The sequence below is a fragment of the Nocardia sp. TBRC8007 genome, assembly GCF_056629435.1.
The window spans coordinates 44,669-59,411 of sequence record NZ_JBWSOR010000026.1 but is presented as its reverse complement, the minus strand read 5'-3'; the positions used below and the strand labels follow the sequence as shown (position 1 = coordinate 59,411).

At 61.9% G+C, this 14,743-nt stretch carries 12 protein-coding genes; 4 read left to right on the top strand and 8 right to left on the bottom strand.

Annotated elements, in window-relative coordinates; translation table 11 throughout:
- From ACX4ZE_RS17430 to ACX4ZE_RS17415, 4 genes are all read left to right on the top strand, one after another.
- Nucleotides 1-596, top strand: a 596-nt coding sequence (locus ACX4ZE_RS17430; RefSeq protein ID WP_480274509.1) for a class I adenylate-forming enzyme family protein, incomplete at its 5' end; no start/stop codon positions are given.
- Between the two features lie 271 nt (nucleotides 597-867).
- Entirely contained in the window at nucleotides 868-2,370 is a 1,503-nt protein-coding gene (locus ACX4ZE_RS17425; protein ID WP_480274508.1) for a flavin-containing monooxygenase, read from the top strand.
- A gap of 119 nt (nucleotides 2,371-2,489) precedes the next feature.
- The gene (locus ACX4ZE_RS17420; RefSeq protein WP_480274507.1) at nucleotides 2,490-3,227 is read left to right on the top strand and encodes a PIG-L deacetylase family protein; all 738 of its coding nucleotides are present in this window, start codon (nucleotides 2,490-2,492) and stop codon (nucleotides 3,225-3,227) included.
- Nucleotides 3,228-3,570: 343 nt separating this feature from the next.
- A complete protein-coding gene (locus ACX4ZE_RS17415) occupies nucleotides 3,571-4,836 on the top strand; it encodes an IPT/TIG domain-containing protein (protein ID WP_480274506.1) in 1,266 nt (421 codons plus the stop codon).
- Between the two features lie 198 nt (nucleotides 4,837-5,034).
- Here the strand turns inward: ACX4ZE_RS17415 and solA are convergent, their stop codons facing one another.
- The 8 genes from solA to ACX4ZE_RS17375 form a co-directional block, all read right to left on the bottom strand.
- Nucleotides 5,035-6,219 carry an N-methyl-L-tryptophan oxidase gene (gene solA, locus ACX4ZE_RS17410; protein ID WP_480274505.1) on the bottom strand — a complete coding sequence of 395 codons (1,185 nt, stop codon included), beginning with the start codon at nucleotides 6,217-6,219 and terminating at the stop codon, nucleotides 5,035-5,037.
- 9 nt (nucleotides 6,220-6,228) lie between these two features.
- A complete protein-coding gene (locus tag ACX4ZE_RS17405) occupies nucleotides 6,229-7,104 on the bottom strand; it encodes a methyltransferase (protein WP_480274504.1) in 876 nt (291 codons plus the stop codon).
- Nucleotides 7,094-7,936 (bottom strand): pyrroline-5-carboxylate reductase, encoded by an 843-nt coding sequence (gene proC / locus ACX4ZE_RS17400; RefSeq protein ID WP_480274503.1) that lies wholly within the window; start codon nucleotides 7,934-7,936, stop codon nucleotides 7,094-7,096. The genes ACX4ZE_RS17405 and proC overlap by 11 nt, the downstream gene beginning before the upstream one ends.
- Entirely contained in the window at nucleotides 7,936-8,871 is a 936-nt protein-coding gene (locus ACX4ZE_RS17395; RefSeq protein WP_480274502.1) for a TauD/TfdA dioxygenase family protein, read from the bottom strand. The genes proC and ACX4ZE_RS17395 overlap by 1 nt, the downstream gene beginning before the upstream one ends.
- A gap of 552 nt (nucleotides 8,872-9,423) precedes the next feature.
- Nucleotides 9,424-10,614, bottom strand: coding sequence for an NAD(P)-dependent malic enzyme (locus tag ACX4ZE_RS17390; protein WP_480274501.1), 1,191 nt, complete (start codon nucleotides 10,612-10,614; stop codon nucleotides 9,424-9,426).
- 44 nt (nucleotides 10,615-10,658) lie between these two features.
- Nucleotides 10,659-11,894: an O-succinylhomoserine sulfhydrylase gene (locus tag ACX4ZE_RS17385; protein WP_480274500.1), complete on the bottom strand. Its 1,236-nt coding sequence runs from the start codon at nucleotides 11,892-11,894 to the stop codon at nucleotides 10,659-10,661.
- 43 nt (nucleotides 11,895-11,937) lie between these two features.
- Nucleotides 11,938-13,107 (bottom strand): pyridoxal phosphate-dependent aminotransferase, encoded by a 1,170-nt coding sequence (locus ACX4ZE_RS17380; RefSeq protein ID WP_480274499.1) that lies wholly within the window; start codon nucleotides 13,105-13,107, stop codon nucleotides 11,938-11,940.
- Between the two features lie 35 nt (nucleotides 13,108-13,142).
- Nucleotides 13,143-14,741 (bottom strand): thiamine pyrophosphate-dependent enzyme, encoded by a 1,599-nt coding sequence (locus ACX4ZE_RS17375; RefSeq protein WP_480274498.1) that lies wholly within the window; start codon nucleotides 14,739-14,741, stop codon nucleotides 13,143-13,145.
- Nucleotides 14,742-14,743 lie beyond the last annotated feature (2 nt).

Here is a 14,743-nt window from a genome sequence, read left to right as displayed (position 1 = left end):
GGTCCGTTACATGGATCAGTGCTATGGAATGGCGAGAGCACCCCGGCAGCGTCGGCCGCGCGGCCGACGGGTCCGCTGCGCTGATCGCTGACAAGAACGGCCGACCTCTCCCAGTGGGCGAGATCGGCCGAGTGTACGTTCGAGGTGCCGATTATTGGCCGAAGTTCACCTACCTCGGCCAAGGCATGCCGAACAGCCCGGTCGAGGACATGCTGTGGGTCGGTGACCTCGGTCGCGTCGATGTCGACGGATACCTCTACCTGACCGGCCGTAGTAGCGAGGTGATCAACCGTGGTGGGGTGAATATCTATCCTGCGGAGATCGAAAACGCCATCATGACCGTGGATGGGGTGGAGGACGTGGCAGTGCTCGGACTGCCGGACAGCGGTGATCTGGGTGAAACCGTCGCCGCGTTTGTTGTCGCCCGTCCCGGTGCGGAACTCACCGCGGATACTGTCCGTGCAGTTCTGTGTGGGCAACTCGCCGACTATAAGCTTCCCACTGAGCTTCGCGTGGTCGACGAACTTCCCCGCGATGACTCGGGCAAGATCTATAAACGCCAGCTACGCCGGGTTTACGCCGCATTCCGCGCGTAGTGCCGATCGTCGCCGTTGCGCCGCAGGCGTATACCAGCGTTCTTCGTGGGCTTGCCGTGGCGACGGCTTGATCATGTCTATCGATAAGCCCACCATGACGAGGATCGTCGTGATGGGCTTATCGTCTGTGAGTTGTCGGTGTGGTGAATGCCGATCATGCGGAAGTGCTCTTATGACCATCTGACACTAGACGTTACTATGCATAACACGTACTCTGTTTTGATACGCACCGGGTACTGTGCGTGGCCGACCAGATGAAACGAGTACCTCAATGACGCGGCATGTCGACGTAATGATCATCGGTGCTGGGCTGTCGGGAATCGGCATGGCCTGCCACCTCACCGAGCGACGGACCAAGCGTAACTATATGATCTTGGAGCGCAGAACCGCTATCGGCGGCACCTGGGATCTGTTCCGCTACCCCGGTGTCCGCTCCGACTCGGACATGTACACCCTCGGCTACAACTTCCGCCCCTGGCACGGTACAAAGGTGCTCGCCGACGGGTCGCGCATTCGGCAATATATCGAGCAGGCCGCTGACGAGCACGGAGTCACCGAGCACATCAGATTCGGCCGCAAGGTGACCACGGCACGCTGGTCCAGCGAGACCTCCACTTGGACGGTCGAGGCGCTCGACGAAGGAACCGGCGAAGTGGAGGTCTATACCAGTGACTTTCTGATCGGCTGCACCGGCTACTACGACTACGACAAGGGATACCGTCCCCGATTTCCTGGTGAGGAGAATTTCGGCGGGCAGATCGTGCATCCGCAGCACTGGCCCGAGAACCTCGACTACACCGACTCGCGCGTGGTGGTGATCGGCTCCGGCGCCACCGCGATCACATTGGTTCCGGCCATGGCCGACACGGCGGCACATATCACCATGCTGCAACGCTCACCGACCTACATCACCGCGTTGCCCTCAGACGACGTACTCGCGGCGGGCATGAAGCTGGCCAAGGTACCCACCAAGATCATCTACCGGATCGGACGTACCCGCAATATCGCATTGCACCGCGCCTTCTTCCTGTTCACCCGGACCAAGCCGGAGATGGCGAGAAAACTGTTGCTCGGTGCTGTACGGAGGCAGATCGGCCCGGACATCGATATGCGTCACTTCACCCCGAGCTACAACCCGTGGGACCAACGCCTGTGCGCAGTGCCCGATGGCGACCTGTTCAAGGCGCTGCGCGGGGGTAAGGCATCTGTCGTCACCGACCGCATCGAGACATTCACCGAAACCGGTATCCGTCTGGCCTCCGGCCAGGAACTGCCCGCCGATCTAGTGATCAGCGCAACCGGACTGAATGTACAGACGCTCGGCGGGATGAGCTTGGAGGTGGATGGCGAACCGGTGGCCATCCATGATCGGGTGATCTACAAAGGAGCGATGCTCGACGGAGTGCCGAACATGATGATAGTGCTCGGCTACACCAACGCATCGTGGACGCTGCGTGCCGACCTCTCGGCCGAATACTTCTGCCGTGTGCTCGAGCACATGAAAGCCAAGGGTTTCGTCCGGGTCGAAGCCATAGCCCACGACAGCGATCGTGGCCGGAATTCTGTGCTGGACGGCTCGCTGAGCTCCGGCTACGTGCAGCGTGGTGACGCAGTACTGCCGCGGCAGGGCACCAACGGCCCTTGGAAGGCAGTCAACGACTACTACCGCGACAGCAAGATACTGCGCTCGCATGAGCTCGAAGACGGCGTGCTCACTTTCCGCCGAGCAGGCGCCGACCATCGTGTATCTCTGGAAGGCTCGAAAAGCGCCTGAGCGCAGTGCCCGAAAAGCGCCTGAGCGCAGTGCCCGACATTTCGGCTCAACGGCGGGCACCTCGACCGGATGGTCATTGGGATAGAACGCTATCGGGTGGGACGGTAGGTTCTCAACCCATGACGACCGCGACACCGCAGCCGCTTCCTCGTTCCTTCGACCGAGTGCTGGCGATCGCCGCCCACCCGGATGATGCTGAGTTCGCCTTCGGTGCCACTACCGCACGACTGGTCGAAGAGGGTGCGCAGGTGGCTTATCTGGTGGTGAGCGACGGGGCACAGGGAGGTGAAGATCCGAAGGTGCCAGATGCTGAACTGGTAGCATCCCGGTACGCCGAACAGCGGGACGCGGCAAGAATTCTCGGAGTCACCGACGTGTCGTTCCTCGGTTTACCGGACGGGTCGGTCACCGATTCACCCGAGCTGAGATTGGCGCTGACTCGCCAAATCCGCAGAAAGAAGCCGGATCTCGTACTCACCCACCAGCCGCTGCGCTCGCTGCTGTTTCCGATCGGCGCCTCGCATCCGGACCACCTGGCGGTCGGCGCGGCCGCACTGAACGCAGTGTATCCCTATGCGAGAAATCCGCGGGCCTTTCCGGAACTGCTCTCCGAAGGGCTGGCTCCGCATCGGGTTGCCGAGGTGTGGCTGCCCGGTTACGAGCACACCGATCTGCTGATCGACGTCGATAACACGGCTGATCGAAAAGTGGACGCGATTCTGGCGCATCGCAGCCAGTTTCGTGACCTGCCGGATCCGCGCGGGTCCGTGTCCTGGGTAGTGGAGCGGATGCTGCGCTACGGTGAGCGCCTCGGCTGCCGCTACGCTGAAGGGTTCAAACGCATCGTCACGGATTAGCACGACGGCCGAGTACGCGACTTCACCGCTAACATGTCGAACACCACATCCGGACCTCTGACCGTGGACTCACACCGGCACAGTAACTCCTGGCGCCGAGTATCTGATCAAACACCACCAAGGCCTCGATATCCGCTGCCGGACAACCACTATCGTATCCAGAAACCGGCCGATCGAAGATCCTGGACCGAGAAGGACAACAGGACCTGGGATTGTTGCGGAACCGCCACCAAAGATGCGTTGCGAAAATACCACCGCCGGTGGGTTACTGGATACAGCGGTGGTGCGACCACCATGACATCCTTTGTATAACAACCTGTTTCCATGGTTGGGAGGCCCCACGATGGCGCCTGTGCTCACCTCGCTCGATCCGAGTTCCGGTCCCGAATCCGGTGGCAACACGGTACAGATCTTCGGCGGCGGGTTCGCCGGTGCCGGGCCGCTGACAGTGCGGTTCGGGGCGACGGCGACCACGTTCACCATCGTCTCCGACACCCAGATCAACGCCATCGCCCCGCCCGGTACCGGCACGGTCGAGGTTACTGTCGCCGCCTTGTTGGGCGGCACCAGCAACCCCTTGCCCTACACCTACGGAGGCGCAGGCCTGCTGTTCTTCACCGATAACAACATCCCCGGAAATGTGTATTCGGTGCCGCAAACCGGGGGCACACCGACTCTGCTGGCAAGTGGCCTGAGTATTCCCGATGATCTCGTCCGGGCCGGTGACCTCCTCTACATCTGCGAGGCCGCGGCCGGTCGGGTGTCGACGGTATCGATCACCGGTGGCACGCCGACCCCCTTGGTGACCGGACTGTCGATCCCTGTGGGGATCACCGTCTCCGGCAGCACCCTGTTCATCACCAATACAGGTACCAGTCAGGTGGTGTCGGCACCGATCACCGGCACCACCACTCCCACCGTGGTCGCCACCAGCCCCACCGGCATCTTCGGCATCACCGACGGGGTGCCCATCCAATCAGGGCTCGTGCCGGTCGCGGCGGCGCTGCTGGCCGTACCCGTGCTCACCACGCTCAACCCGATCTCCGGTCCCGAATCCGGCGGCAACACGGTGCAGATCTTCGGCAGCGGGTTCACCGGCCCGTTGACCGTGCGGTTCGGGGCGACGGCGACCACCTTCACCATTATTTCCGACACCCAGATCAACGCCATCGCCCCACCCGGCACCGGCACCGTCGGGGTCACCGTCACCTCCGTGGACGGCACCAGCAACGCACTGCCCTACACCTACGGCGGCTTGTTGTTCTTCACCGATGGCAGCACCAGTGCGTATTCGGTACCGCAGACCGGCGGCACACCGACTCTGCTGACGGCCGGCTTGACCGGTGCCGCAGGTCTCGTCCGAATCGGTAACCTCCTCTACATCTGCGAGTTCGCGACCGATCGGGTGGTGACTGTTCCGGTCACCGGAGGAACACCGACTCCTCTGGTGACCGGTCTGTCGAGCCCTGTGGGGATCACCGCCTCAGGCAGCACCCTGTTCATCACCAATACAGCTACCGTGCAGGTGGTGTCGGCGCCGATCACCGGTACCGCCACTCCCACCGTGGTCGCCACCAGCCCCACCAGTGTATTCGGCATCACGACTTGAGCGGCAACCCAACAGCTGAACTGTATGGCACGGTCACTGTATGGCACGGTCGAAATACCCCTCGGACCGGCGCCGAACAGCCCCTGCACGACCACACGGCCGATACAACGGGCTGGGTGGTCAGGTCGAGAATGCCCTTTGCGCCGGGCGCGGTGACTCCGAAGATCTCGGCGAAATGCGTCGAGATCTTCCCGGTGGTCAGCCCGTATGGCTGGTTGCTATGCGTTCGGGGGTGAATGGTGAAATGTCCACTGCGGAATATCCGTCGATGGCGAGTTGCGCCAGCGTTTCGCCGATTGCGGGCGCGAATTTGAAACCGTGCCCGGAGCAGACGCTCGCATAGACGACGCCTTCCACTTCCCTGGATCGACCGATCAGGAAACTCTCGTCTCGTGACATCGTGTACACACACGAGAGTCCGAGCCCAGTGCTGCGGACTCCCGGCAGCAGCGGCCGGATCGTCCGCCAGAGTTCGAGGCGTTCCGCTTCACTCGGCGGCTGCCGGTGACTGTCGATATCTACAGGGGACAGCTGCCGGTTGTGGAAGCCGATTTTCATACTGTTGTCGACGGCTCGCCATTCCGGCAGCCCGTACATCAGCGCCCCCGCATCGTTCTCGTAGAGGAAAACTGGCATACGGCCCGGCAGATGGTCTCGCTCGTACTGTGGCGTGAGATCGAAAGTGTAGACCGGAATGCGCATCGGCGTGACCAGGGACGCGATCTCCTGCGGCAGGAAACCCCCGATCCAGCCACCGACCGTCAGAATCACTGTGCCGCAACTGACCTGCCAATCATCACCGCGAACAAGCAGTGCTCCGCCGTTGTGTCGGGTCACCGAACGCACGGTCTGCCCGTACGCCACATGGGCGTGGCCATCGGCGGCCCGCGACAGATAACTGAGCCGAGCGCGATCAGCGAACAGCATCAGCGCATCCGGTTCGTACACTGCGACCGCGTCCTCGTCCGGATGGAACGCTGGAAATCGCCGGGATACCTCGCTCGCATCAAGGTATTCGTGCGCGAGCCCGCACCGGGCGGCTGTCGCCCGAGATCCTCGCACCAGCTTCGACTCCGATGAGCCGATGAACAGCCCGCCGGTTTTCAGCGCGACCGTGTCGTAGCTCGCCGCGTCGAGCTCCGTCCAGCCCGCATATGACCGATTCAGCAGTGGAACGAACTGATCACCTTCCCAGTAGGCCCGCCGGAAGATTCGGGACTGGCCATGTGAGGAGCTCAGATCGTTGAGTGGACCATGCGCCTCGACACCGATCACCTTCACACCTCGTCGGCTGAGGTGAAACAGCGCCGATGACCCCATAATGCCCAGTCCGACCACAACCACGTCGTACGTCGGTCGGATGGCCGGGGATACCGCGTCCACGACAACCTCCTACCGTTGGTTGGTGTGTGGTGCTGCGGATCCGGCCAGCAGCGGCAGCTCGGACAGCGACGTCGGCTCCAGTGCGGTTATGCTGACCTCGGTGATCTCGTAGAACCAGTATATGCTCTCACCCTTGTCGATGTAGGTCGCCGCGTATTCTTTCCGCCCCCGCTCGAATGCGGCGAGTAGGAAACTGCGCGCCTCCAACCATTCGTCGGTGTAGAACGTCAACGGGAATTCGAAGCGCTCCAATAGTCTGGTGAGAATCGACGAGCCGTTCTTCGGTAAGTGGGCCGACTGCGCACGCCGTAGGATGTCGGCGATGCCGATCAGCGAATTGAGCCCGATAATCGCACGACCGTTGTCGGCCAGCTGCTCCGGCAGCAGTTGCAAGAACCGCAGCACCACGCTGTCGCCGTAGAACATGGCGCTCAGATCGAGCGAATGGTGCTTGTATTCTTCCAGGAATCCGGGTGGCGTCCGCCATCCCGGCGGATTGAAGACGATCAGATCGAACGGCTTCTCCGCCGCGGATTCCCCGGCTGGAAACAGATCACAATGCACGAAGTCGATAAGCGCATCGCCGAAATTCTCGCGTTCGTTCTGTCGGGCCGTTTCCACTGCTGCCGCCCAGATATCGGTGGCGACTAGGGAGTCTGCGCCCATGGCACGCAGTAACATGGCGATCACGCCGCTGCCGGTACCCACATCCAGAATACGCCCGGCCAGCTCTTGTTCGTTCAGATTGTGGACCAGGTGATTCCCGATCGCCAGTCCGGCTTGGCTCAGACGGAAAGTGTCCGGTCGGTCGAGTAGACGGAATCGGTGCCCACCGTCGAACGCGACTTCGTAGTACTCATCGGTACAGTGCGCCTCATCGGTCATGGTTCGCTCCATGCCTCGCGGTGGCGCTCATGTCCGAGGCGAGTTCTCGCGATCGCTGTGCCGACGCGTCGAGCGCGGTGAGCACGGAGTTCGTCAGATCTGCGGCATCGAAGGCGGCGATACCGCGCTCGGTGGTGCCGTTCGGGGTCATCACTTCCTGGCACAGCCGCATGGGTGGTTTGTCACTGTCGCCTATCAGAGCGGCAGTGCCACCGAAGACCTGCACGGTCATTTCCCGCCCGGCCGTCTCGGTGAATCCACGGGAGACGGCGAACCGGCAGAATGCGTCGGCGATATAGCTGACGAATGCCGGTCCGCCGCCGCACAGTGCGGTGGCGTCGTCGACCAGTTCCTCCCTATCGACGCGCAGGGCCTTACCGATCGTCTTCAGCAGCTCGTCGGCACGGGCAATCGTCTGCTCGGCGACGTCCATACCCGCGTAATACACAGCCATGCCCGCGAACACCTCCGACGGCGTATTCGGAATCGCGCGTACGACCTGGGTAGTGCCCAGTGCCTCGGCGATGGAATGGGCAGTCAGTCCTGCCATCACTGACAGCACCGGGGTGTCGGATATGAATTTGTCCCGCTGGGTGCGGGCGAACTCACCGAAAACCTGCGGTGGCACGGCCAGTACTACGAAATCTCCTGGGGTGATGGACAATTCTTCAGAGATTGTCATTCCTTCGTGCGTGCGCAGGAACGTCCGGCGTTCAGCACTTGTCTCGACCACTACGATGTCCCACTCGGGCGCGGCACCTAGCAGACCTCGTACGATCGCGAAACCCATGTGACCGCAGCCGACAATGATCAGGCGTGCGCTATCGGCCATCACGGCATACCAATCTGCTGCGCTAGTAGATTCTCACTCGCGACGATGGTCTGCTGGGCATCGGTCGCTCGCTCCTGGAACGCGGTGACCACATCGGATACGGTCGCGCGGTGCAGGACTCGACGTTGGGACATGTCGTAAGGTCGGCCACGATGCATGGTGCAACGGTTGTCCCACAACACCAGGTCGCCGACGGCCCAGTTCTGGGTGTAGACGAACTGTTCCTGCGTAGCGAATTCGATCAATTCCTCCAGTATCGCCCGGCCTTGCTCGACCGGCATGCCGGCAATATGCGAGGCGTGCGAGGCGATATAAAGGCTCGTCCGCCCGGAATCGGGATAGTAGTCGACCATCCGTTGTGGTACTGGAGGCAATGAGCCGGGGATATCGTCATTGAATCCCTTGAAGCCGATTCGGCTGCGCGAGTAGGCGATGCTGTGCAACGCTACCAGATCGGCGATCTGTTCCTTACGCTCGACTGGTAGCGCATCGTAGGCCGAGCGCATATCCGCGTACTGGGTTTCACCACCAGTCGGTGTGACTTCCCTGGCCGACAACAGTGAGCACTTGGCTCGCCGTGCTTTGAATGATGAGTCCGTGTGCCACAGCTGATTTCCCAGATTGTACCTGTTGAGCCGGTCGTTGGGGTCGAGTAGTTCGCCCGTGTGATCAAGGTTGGAGATATCGGTGAACTGATTGCTCAGCCGCAGTGCTTCGCCGGCGTAATTCGGCGCGGACTCCAGCGGCCCGAACCTCTCGCTGAAGGCTAGTTGCTGTTTGTCGGTCACCGGCTGGTCCGGAAAGACCAGCACAGCGTATCGGTCGAAGGCCGCGTGAATTTCAGCGAAGGTGTCGTCCGGAACCGGCGAGGTCAGGTCCGTCCCAGTCACTTCAGCGACGAAGAGTGGATGGAGTTCTCTGAGCTGAACGACCATTGGTCCCTCCTATCGTTGGCGGTTCTGTTTGAAAGCGGCACCGATTGTCGGTGTCCGCGAATTATTCGGAAGTAGTCAATGGTCGACACAATCAGAATGGCGCGCAGGATGAATTCCTGTCGAAAGACCTGCACCCCGCATGACACTATCGAGGTGGGCGCGCGAAGTTGTCGAATAGATTCGCCTCATGATGGACCCAGCTTGCAGATCCACCCGATTGTGTCACTGCACCGCGCGTACGACCCCCTCTTACTTTCGGCCGGATGCGAATCGTGTTCGCAAGGACAACGACACCCGATGCCGGTGGAGCGTTATTCCCACGCATTTCGTACCCAGCTGACCGTATTTGAAATCTTCTGGCGAGCGTACCTTGTGATCTGTTGTATTGCAATACAATTCATGCCACTCGAACCATTTCGGCGGATCGCTTAACGACAACGCCGACGAACCCGGCCGCTGGAATGCGGCCAGGTCGAAGGATTTCTGGATTCACTGGTTCACGGTCGAAATAGAACCAGTGTAATGGTATTCAGAACGGAGAAAAGGTACTGCTTATACAACCCCTTCCGCCGCAGCGGTCATTGCGACCGCCGCGGCTACTGCAGGAACCACACGTGGGTCCAGCGGGCTCGGCACGATCTTGTCGATGGCGAGTTCGTCGGCTACGACCGAGGCGATGGCGTGCGCGGCGGCGATCTTCATTTTATCGGTAATCCGGCGCGCTCCTGCATCCAATGCACCCTTGAATACACCTGGAAACGCCAACACATTGTTGATCTGGTTCGGGAAATCGCTGCGCCCAGTCGCTACGATCGCGGCGTACTTGGCCGCCACATCTGGGTGGATCTCCGGGTCGGGGTTGGACATAGCGAACACGATGCAGTTCTGCGCCATCGATGCCACCAGTTCTTCGGCGATGCTGCCGGCCGACAGCCCGAGGAATACGTCCGCGCCAACCATGGCTTCGACCGGGCCACCGGTTATCCCGCGCGGATTGGTGCGGTCTGCCAAGACCGCTTTGACCGGATTCAGATCATCACGGTCGGTACTCACTATGCCCTTGGAATCCAGCATTACAACATCGGTGACCCCCACAGCCAGCAGAATATCGGCACACGCCACACCGGCCGCACCCGCACCGGAGATGACCACTTTTAGGCTCTCCATATCGCGGCCCTGTATTTTCGCCGCCCCCAGCAGCGCGGCCAGTACCACGATCGCGGTCCCGTGTTGGTCGTCGTGCATGACCGGGCAGTCGAGTTGGTCGATCAGCCGCTGCTCGATCTCGAAGCAGCGCGGCGCCGAGATGTCTTCCAGGTTGACCGCACCGAAGCTCGGTCGCAGCCGGACCAGTGTCGCGACGATCTCTTCGGTGTCGGTGCTGTTCAGCACCAGTGGAATCGAGTTGAGCCCCGCGAACTTCTTGAAAAGCGCGGACTTACCTTCCATGACCGGCAGTGAGGCGAGAGCGCCGATGTCGCCCAGACCCAGCACCGAGGTGCCGTCGCTGACCACCACCACGAGCCGGTCAGCCCAGGTGTGTGTCTTCGCAATACCCTCGTCCTCGGCGATCGCGCGACTGACCTGCGCGACGCCAGGGGAGTAGGCCATAGACAGATCCCGCTGCGATTCCACTCGCATGGACAGTTCGACGATCAGCTTGCCACCGAGATGACCAGCGAAGATCTCCTCCTCGGTAATTGTCGCGAGGGAATCCTGCGGTGCTTCGGTCACAGACGACACGTGTTCGACTCCTTTTCGTGTCTGAAAATCGAGCACTCTAATGGTCAAGTGCTACAACTGATTGCCTGGTCCAGGTCGGCAATGAGATCTTCGACGTCTTCCAGACCGATCGAGATTCTCACCACGCCGTCGGTGATGCCTGCCGCAGCTCGCCCTTGTGGCCCCATCGAGCGATGGGTGGTGGTAGCAGGGTGCGTGACCAGCGACTTGGTGTCACCGAGGTTGTTCGAGATGTCGATCACCCGCAGTGCGTCCAACAGCGCGAATGCGCGCTTCTTCGCGACTTCCTGGTCGGGGACATCGAGTTCGAAAGTAACGACGGTGCCACCCGCGCTCATCTGCCGGGTAGCCAATTCATATTGCGGATGCGACGGTAGATACGGGTAACGCACCCAGCTCACCGCCGGATGCTGTTCCAGGAATTCGGCGACCCGCAGCGCAGAGGCACTGCAATGGCGTACTCGCAGTGGCATGGTCTCCAGCCCCTTCAGCATCACCCAGGCATTGAACGGACTCAGTGCCGGGCCGGTGTTACGCATCAGCTTCTGCACCGGGCCCTCGATGTACTCCTCGGTGCCGAGGATCACGCCGCCGAGTACCCGGCCCTGTCCGTCCATATGTTTGGTGCCGGAGTACACCACCACGTCCGCACCCAGATCGAGACTGCGTTGCAGGACCGGCGAAGCCAGCACGTTATCCAGTACGACTGTGGCGCCTGCAGCGTGCGCCAGCTCCGACACCCGGGGTACGTCCACCAGCGACTGCATCGGATTGCCCGGCGTTTCGAAGAATACGGCCGTGGTCGGTTCACTCAGGGCTGATTCCCACTGATCGAGGTCCTCACCGTCGACAAAGATCGTCTCCACGCCCCAGCGGGGCAGTATCTCGTCGCACACCACAAAGCACGAGCCGAACAGCCCGCGCGAGGCCACCAGCCGGTCCCCGGCGCCGACCAGTGCGCCCAGTGCGGTGAACACCGCGCTCATGCCACTCGAAGTGGCGAAGCACGCCTCGGCGTCTTCGAGTAGCCGGATCCGCTCTTCGAACATCGACACTGTCGGATTGCGGAATCGCGAGTAGACGTAATGGTCCAGATCTCCGGCCAGGGCTGCCTCCGCGGAGGCAGCATCGGCGAATACGAAGCTCGAGGTCAGGTATAACGCTTCGGCGTTCTCTTCGAATCCGGATCGCATCAGCCCACCGCGCACGCCGAGCGTGGACGGGCCGAGGCCGGACGGCAGCGGTTTGTCGGTCGCCCCGCCGCGCGGAATCCTGGTCACGAGAACCTCCTGTGCTGATCGAAGAACGGTGGGGGTCGGCTCGTCAGAGTGCGGTGATGAGGCGATCGAGAGCGACTTCCAGGCGCGCAGGGTCTTGTGCGAAACAGACCCGGAAGAAGCCGTCATTACCGGGCCCGAAGGCCGAACCGGGCGCGATACCGACTTTGGCGCGGCGTACCAGATCCTCGGAGAAGGTCAGCGAGTTGTCCACGCCGTCGATGCGGAAGTAGGCGAAAAAAGATGCCTGCACCGTCGGAGCCATGATCCGGGGGTGTCCGGCGAACGCCTCGGCGACCATGCGCCGCCCGCGGGCGGAGTGCTCCTGCATCAGGGCGACGAAGTGCTCGCCCTCCTTGATGGCCGTTACACCGGCGTGTTGCACGAAGGTCGCCGAGCCAGTGCTGTTGATGGCGCTGAGATTGCCGACCTGGATGGCCACCTTGGTCGGGTGGACCAGCCAGCCCAGCCGCCAGCCGGTCATGGACCAGGACTTGGAGAAGCTCTGCACCACGAGCACCGGAGCGTCGTCATCCGCGACTTGCAGAAATGACGGGGTCGCGGTCGAGCCGTCGTACACGATCCGGCTGTAGACCTCGTCGGCGACGATCCAGGTGCCGACCCGGCGGGCCAGCTCGACAATCTCGTACTGTTGCTCGGCAGGCATGACCCAGCCGGTAGGGTTGCTCGGCGAAGTCACGAAGATCGCGCGGGTGCGCTCGTCGCATCGGGCCTCCACCTTGGCCAGGTCGAGCGTCCAGGCCCCGTCGACCAGATCCAGATTGACGAACCGTACTGTCGCGCCCATGGCCTCGATCGCAATGACGATATTCGGCCACACCGGCGACACTACGACGACGTTGTCGCCGGGTTCTACCAGTAACTGCAGCGAAATCATGATCGAGCTCATGCCCGAGGACGTCGCCGAAATGCGTTCCAGGTCGAGTTCGACACCGTTGATCTTGCTGTGATAGTCCTGGATGGCCAGGCGTAGCGGCTCGACTCCGCGTCGGTAGGCGTAGGTGGTCTTGCCTTCGGCGATGGCGGATGCGGCCGCGTCCACCACGAACTGCGGTGTCGGTAGGTCGGCCTGGCCGAAACACAGGTCCAGGGTCGCTGGGTCCTGCTGGCAGATGCGGGCTATGTAGGCGATCTCCTGGGTTCGCGTATGCAGCAAGGCAGAACGGAAGGACAGAGCATTCGACGCGGACGGCATGGCGGTGGCTCCTTCGGGGTTGGGCATCGGTGCGGTCACCGGACTCGCGGCATGCGGATCAACGGCCAGGGGTTGGGCATTTCGCCGGTCGGCACCTCGATCACGGTCGGGGTCGTGATGCGGGTGAACGCCTTCTCGATCTCGATTCGCAAGGCATCCGGTTCCGTAACGCGCACGCCGACGGCTCCGAACGATTCGGCGAAGCCGAGGAAGTCAGGATTGTGCAGGTCGGTGCCGATCGGTATAGACATACGATTCCGTTGGGAACGTTCGACATTGGTGTAGGAATTGTCGTTGAACACCACAGCGGCGATGCCGATGCCCTGCTGCACCGCAGTCGCTAGTTCCATTGCGGTGTAGAGGAATCCGCCGTCACCCGATATGGACAGCACCGGGGCGGTGGGATGCGCCACCTTTACGCCCAGCGCAGTGGCGAAGCCGAATCCGAGAGCGCCGAAATAGGTGGAGGACACGTAGGTCGAGGGCCTTAGTACCGGAAATGCCACGCGCGCGGTATATCCCACTTGAGTCAGTTCGTCGATGAAGAACCCCTCGGCAGGCAGTGCATCGCGCATTGCCCGGATGAAGCCGACCTGTGGTTCGAGTCGGCCCACTTCAGCGGCCATCTCGCGTTTGACCTGCGTCACTGTCGCAAGCCATTCGGAGCGGTCGGGTACCTGTGCGGTCTTCTCCCGCAAGGCCCGTACCACCTGACCTGCATCGCCGACCACCGCCACCGTCGGCGTGGAAGCGCGGTGGATTTCCTCTTCGTCGAGGTCGATCCGTATGATGTCCAGGCCGTCCGTACCCCATTCGGCCAGCGGTCGTCGCAGCCGGGTACCGATGGCGAGCACCAGATCGACCCGCGCCCAAAGCCGATGTGCGGCAGGCATCATTACCGCGAGTTCGTGTTCGTCGCTGAGGATTCCTCGGCCACCTATCTCGGTGGTCAATGGAATCCGGGAGTGCTCGGCCAGTGCGGCGATCTCGGCATTCGCCGCGACCGCGCCGCTGCCGACATAGATCATCGGCGACCGGGAAGCGGCAAGCGCGACGCTTGCCGCCTCGATCGCGCTCGGATCGACCGTGCGGGCGTCCACCGGCGGTACCCATGTCATGGGTGCGGTGATCTCCGCGCTCATGACATCGGTCGGAATCTCGACGGCCACCGGTCGCGGCCTGCCGTGTCGCAGCCGGTGGAACGCCTCGTCCAACACTGTGTTGACCATGTCCGGCCGTTCGATACGAGCAGCCCAACCGGTAAGGTTTGCGAGCACACTCAGTTGATCGGGAATTTCATGCGGCACACCCAGACCACGACCCAGGAAAGGGGTGGCGATCTGGGCTGCCAAACACAGCACCCGCACGTTGCCCGCGTACGAAGTAGCTAGTCCCGCAGAGGAATTGAGAACTCCAGGACCTGAAATGACCAGGTACACTCCGACCCGGCCGCTGGAGCGGGCGTAACCGTATGCCATGAATGCCGCTGCCTGCTCGTGCCGGGTCTGTACCACGCGAATCCCATTCTCGGCCAAGGCCGAGAAGATCGGATCGTGTTGTTCGCCTGGCACCGTGAAAACGACATCGATACCTTCGCGGACGAGAGTGAAAACGAGATGTTCTGCGACGTTCACGG

Excerpts from the sequence above, each read along its gene's own strand:
- proC (WP_480274503.1), bottom strand. The coding sequence starts at position 7,936 with ATGGCCGATAGCGCACGCCTGATCATTGTCGGCTGCGGTCACATGGGT.
- ACX4ZE_RS17380 (WP_480274499.1), bottom strand. The coding sequence starts at position 13,107 with ATGCCGTCCGCGTCGAATGCTCTGTCCTTCCGTTCTGCCTTGCTGCAT.
- ACX4ZE_RS17405 (WP_480274504.1), bottom strand. The coding sequence starts at position 7,104 with ATGACCGATGAGGCGCACTGTACCGATGAGTACTACGAAGTCGCGTTC.
- ACX4ZE_RS17425 (WP_480274508.1), top strand. The coding sequence starts at position 868 with ATGACGCGGCATGTCGACGTAATGATCATCGGTGCTGGGCTGTCGGGA.
- ACX4ZE_RS17395 (WP_480274502.1), bottom strand. The coding sequence starts at position 8,871 with ATGGTCGTTCAGCTCAGAGAACTCCATCCACTCTTCGTCGCTGAAGTG.
- ACX4ZE_RS17415 (WP_480274506.1), top strand. The coding sequence starts at position 3,571 with ATGGCGCCTGTGCTCACCTCGCTCGATCCGAGTTCCGGTCCCGAATCC.
- ACX4ZE_RS17420 (WP_480274507.1), top strand. The coding sequence starts at position 2,490 with ATGACGACCGCGACACCGCAGCCGCTTCCTCGTTCCTTCGACCGAGTG.